At 62.6% G+C, this 4,402-nt stretch carries 6 protein-coding genes; all 6 read left to right on the top strand.

The annotated features are described in order from the left end of the window. Positions 1-160 precede the first annotated feature (160 nt). The 6 genes from QZY07_RS04525 to QZY07_RS04550 all read left to right on the top strand — a co-directional run bounded on the left by QZY07_RS04525 (position 161) and on the right by QZY07_RS04550 (position 4,015). Positions 161-784, top strand: coding sequence for a DUF3780 domain-containing protein (locus tag QZY07_RS04525; protein ID WP_295400130.1), 624 nt, complete (start codon positions 161-163; stop codon positions 782-784). Positions 785-862: 78 nt separating this feature from the next. Beyond that, on the top strand, positions 863-1,162 hold the full coding sequence (locus QZY07_RS04530; RefSeq protein WP_295400131.1) for a hypothetical protein: 300 nt from the start codon (positions 863-865) through the stop codon (positions 1,160-1,162). Next, complete coding sequence (locus QZY07_RS04535) at positions 1,159-1,596, top strand: TA system VapC family ribonuclease toxin (protein ID WP_295400132.1); 438 nt, start codon at positions 1,159-1,161, stop codon at positions 1,594-1,596. The genes QZY07_RS04530 and QZY07_RS04535 overlap by 4 nt, the downstream gene beginning before the upstream one ends. Before the next feature lie 101 nt (positions 1,597-1,697). Next, positions 1,698-2,027, top strand: coding sequence for a hypothetical protein (locus QZY07_RS04540; protein ID WP_295400134.1), 330 nt, complete (start codon positions 1,698-1,700; stop codon positions 2,025-2,027). Further along, positions 2,024-2,458, top strand: a complete 435-nt coding sequence (locus tag QZY07_RS04545; RefSeq protein WP_295400136.1) for a PIN domain-containing protein — start codon at positions 2,024-2,026, stop codon at positions 2,456-2,458. The genes QZY07_RS04540 and QZY07_RS04545 overlap by 4 nt, the downstream gene beginning before the upstream one ends. A 51-nt stretch (positions 2,459-2,509) precedes the next feature. Next, a complete protein-coding gene (locus QZY07_RS04550) occupies positions 2,510-4,015 on the top strand; it encodes a DUF1156 domain-containing protein (RefSeq protein WP_295400137.1) in 1,506 nt (501 codons plus the stop codon). The last annotated feature ends 387 nt before the right edge of the window (positions 4,016-4,402 follow it).

Genomic DNA, 4,402 nt, shown 5'->3' on the forward strand with positions numbered 1-4,402 from the left:
CTGGCTCAAGGCGGTGACACAGCCCTTCACCGCCGCGAACGTCAGCCCGTAATCTCCCCCCACCCCAACCCCTCACCCCGCGGGGGAGAGGGGTTGGGGTGAGGGGGAGGGGGGCTTTTGGCGAAATCGCTGGACCATTCTTTCAGGAAATATCTTCGTCATGGCGCACACAGCACCATCCGCCCGCAAGGTCATTGGCCTGGGCTTTCTGCCAGAGGAAGCCCGCCACGGGTTTCTGATCGACATCCCCAAGGGCAGCGGTGGCAACCAGATGATCTGCATCACCGAGCACCGTGGCGACGATCTCGACCCTCTGGGCGCGCGCGCGGTGGATGCGCCAGCACCCAACGATCCCGCCTTGCGCGTGGTCATCGACCGCACCCGCTGGCTGGCCCTCGCCCCGGCCTTCTGGGACGAGGCCAATCGCCGTCTGCGCGCCAACGGTCTGCCCGCCGCCAGGTTTCAGAAGAACCCCGGCAAGCCCGTCCCGGTGCATCCCTCGCTGGGCAAGGAGCTGTGCATCCTCTGCTGGGCGGTGGAAGAAGCGTCACCCGACGACATCCCCAACGCCTTGCACAATTGGGAGGCGCTGGCCCCCGAGGAACGCTGGTGGCTCTACACCATGACCGTGGCCACCACCGGCCAGGCCATGCAGAAGGGGATCGGCTGGCGCAAGGCGTTGCGGGCCGCCATCGCCGACAATCCCTTCGTCAAGGGCGAGGGGCTGTCGCCCAAGGCGCGGCGCGAGTTGCTGGGGCATGCGCAGATGTCGCTGTCGCTGTGATCGGGTTGTCCCGATCCGTGATTTGATGCGAAAATGCTTTGATTGAAAACAGGCATTTGATTGCGGATGGCAACAGCGATGAGAACCACGCTTGATTTACCTGACGACACCTTTCGCCAACTCAAGGCGCGGGCCGCGCTCCAGGGCATGAAGCTCAAAGAGCTGGTCGCCCAGTTCATCGAACGTGGGCTGGCAGCGGATTCCAATCCGCCCGTCTCCCCGCGCGAGCGTCCGCCGTTGCCGGTCGCCATCCAGCGTGACCCCAACGCACCGCTCACGCCAGCGCTCACGAACGCGGAGCTTGCCGCCATCCTGGACGCGCAAGATCTGGAGCAATACCAGCGTGTGCTCGACCAAAGCGGGGCCGCGCCGCCATGACCGACCTGCCCGATATCAACGTCTGGCTGGCCTTGGTCGATGAAAATCACATCCACCACACCACCGCCAAGCGGTATTGGCGTGATCAGTTAACGGACCAGGCGGCATTTTGCCGCATCACCATGCTCGGGCTATTGCGCTTGAGTACCCAGCCAAGGGTTTTGAGCCGCACGCTCACCCATGAAGAGGCGTGGCGCATCTACCGCCAGTATCTGGACAACCCCGCCGTGTGTTTTCTGGCTGAACCCGCCTCGACAGAGGCGCAATTTGCCGCACTCTCATTGGGCGGCGACCTTCCGCACCGCCTCTGGACCGATACCTACCTGGCCGCTTTTGCCATGACCACCGGCTGTCGATTCGTGTCTTTCGACAGCGATTTCAAACGCTTTTCCGGACTGAATTTTCTGCACCTCGTTTCCTTGCCGTCGCCCTAGACCTTCGTCGCCCAGGGCGCGGCGCGAGTTGCGGGGCATGCGCAGATGTCGCTGTCGCTGTGATTCTTGACGCCGATACAGCAATACAGGAAACTGGTTTTATGAAAGCGACACTCGACATCCCCGACGAACTGTACCGCCGCGTCAAGGCTCGCAGCGCCATTGAAGGCCGTCCCGTGCGTGCCGTTGCCGTGGAGCTTTTTGAACATTGGGTCGAGTCTCCGCCAGTGCTCTCTCAAACGTCCTCGCTCCCGCCCGTCGGCACCGAACGCCAACCGACCCGTTTCGACAACGCCGCCTGGCTGGACATCGCGCAACGCTACATCAAACCTGGCATGCGTCATGACTTGGGCGAGATCCGCGAAGCCATCGCCACGGGGTGGGCCACGGAGGTTGCCGCCAAGCTGAATCCACCCGATGCAAACCCGTGAGCAATCGTCCGCGTGCCATCGCACTCGATACCTCGGTGGTCATCCGTTTGCTGGTGCAGCAACCCGCCCTGCTCTTCGATTGCGCCGCCCTCTTTCTTGAAGAACGCCTCGCTGCCAATGCCAGCGTTCAGGTGAGCGACCTGGTGCTTGCCGAGACGTATTTCGCGCTGCAATCCTTTTATCGGGTATCGAAAACCGATGCCTTGCAAATGCTGCGGGCATTCGTCGCAACGCCCGGCATCGAGGTCTCACCGACGGCGCGTGCCGTCTTGTCCCTGCCCGGCCTCGCCACCGCGAATCCCGGATTCGTGGATCGTCTCATCCATGGTGCCGCTCAGTCCGCGGGACAGACCCTGGTGACGTTCGAGAAAGCCGCTCGCAAGCTTCCGGCGACGCATGTGCTGGAACCGTCCGCATTGACTCCATCATGAACGCGCACCCGCGAAGGACATCCGAGCGTCCGTCGCCATAGAGCCATCCCCATGCCCGCCTTCATTGAAACTCAGTTTCCCATCGCCCGCTTGTCGGCGGAGTCTTACAAGGAGCGCAAGGCGAACAACGGGCAGACGCTCACGCGCCTGGGCAAATGGTGGGGGCGCAAGCCGCTGATTCTGGTGCGGGCGTCCATCATCGGGATGTTGATGCCCGCGTCGGACAATCCGAAACGCGACCGCGAAATCTTCCTCAAGATCCTGACGATGGACGACGATGGCGTCTGGCAACGGGTCAAGGAAGGTGGCACAAGGCCGCCTTGGTTGAGCGACGACATCCAGATCAGCCGTGCCGAATTCGACGCATTGAACTACGCGGAACGCCTGCGTGACTGCGAACGCCCGGAAAACGTGAATGGCCCCGACGAAGACGCCTGGACGGAGATCAACACCCACCTCGACACCACCGCTACCAACCTGCCCGAACTGGTCGAACAGCTTGGTCAGAAGCAATTTGGCCACCGGCCCCGCGTTGGTGACAGCTTCTGCGGCGGCGGTTCCATTCCCTTCGAGGCCGCCCGCATCGGTTGCGACGCCTTCGGTTCGGACCTTAACCCGGTCGCCGGTCTGCTGACCTGGGCCAGCCTGAACCTGCTTGGCGGGGGGCGGGAGGTTCAGGAAGAGGTGATGCGGGTCCAGGCCGAGGCGTTGGCCGCTGCTGATCGTCAGGTCACTGACTGGAACATCGAGCACAACGACCGGGGCGAGCGCGCCGACGCCTATCTGTACTGCGTGGAAGTGAAGCCGGAGGGCTGCGATTACTTCATCCCGTTGGCGCCAAGCTGGCTCGTGGGCGAGAAATCCAAGGTCGTTGCCCGCTGGCAGCGCGTCCCTGACTCGGATCGGCTAACGCCCGAGATTGCGGTCGTGTCGGCGGACGAGATGAAACGCTACAAGGAAAAGAAAGGCGCCACCGTGATCGACAGCCGCGTGGTTGATCCCTTCAATCCCGCGCGTTCCTGGTCAGTGGAAGCCCTGCGCGGCCCCGAGGGTCTGCGGCGCTGGACCAATGAGGATCTGGTGCCCCGACCTGGCGATGTATTTCAGGAGCGGTTGTACTGCATCCGCTGGGCGAAAACCGTCATCGAGATACTACCCAACGGCAAACAGAAAAAGACGATTGTCCGGCGTTACGCCGCGCCCGATGCCACCGATCTGGCGCGTGAAGCCAAGGTGCTGGAGCTTCTACGCGAACGCTTCGATGCGTGGCAGCGCGAGGGGTTCATTCCTTCCAGGGCGATTCCCGAGGGTGGGGACGAAACCGCGCGTTTATATCGTGAGCGCGGCTGGACTTACTGGCATCACCTGTTCACGCCACGGCAGTTGTTGACGCATGGGTTGCTGGCGGAGCTGTCGTTCAAGGGGCTGGGATCGGATTTCGAGCATCGGAGCGATGCCGAAGCCTCTCCCCCTCATCCCCGGCCCTTCTCCCCCCAGGGGGAGAAGGGAGAAAAGCCCCTCTCCCCAGCGGTGGAGAGGGGTTGGGGTGAGGGGTGAGGCGTCCGACAGTCCGCAAACGTATGACCCGAAGCGCCAGACCAACTTGGGCCTGGCCTTGACGCGGGAGGCGAGGGTCGGCTGCTTGCTTGGGTTGGGGCGGATGGCAAATTGGGATTCTCGTGGCAGCGCGTGGATGTGGCATGCAACGAATGAGAAGGGTGATCAAACATTTAACTCACGTTTCGGAGTTGAAGTTCGCCATGGCGATCGTCTCAGACCTCCATAGAATCAGTCTCTGCGCCCTCCAATTGGAGGGTGAACTCATCGAGTTGCAGTGCCTGAACGACGAAGCGCTGCACCTGCTCATCGATGGCGCTCATCACCACGGCGGTGGCCTCGCCGAGCGTCTCCTGGAGTCCATCGACGGCCTCGGCGATCAAGGCC

The sequence above is a fragment of the uncultured Thiocystis sp. genome, from assembly GCF_903866365.1.
Classification (GTDB): Bacteria; Pseudomonadota; Gammaproteobacteria; order Chromatiales; family Chromatiaceae; genus Chromatium.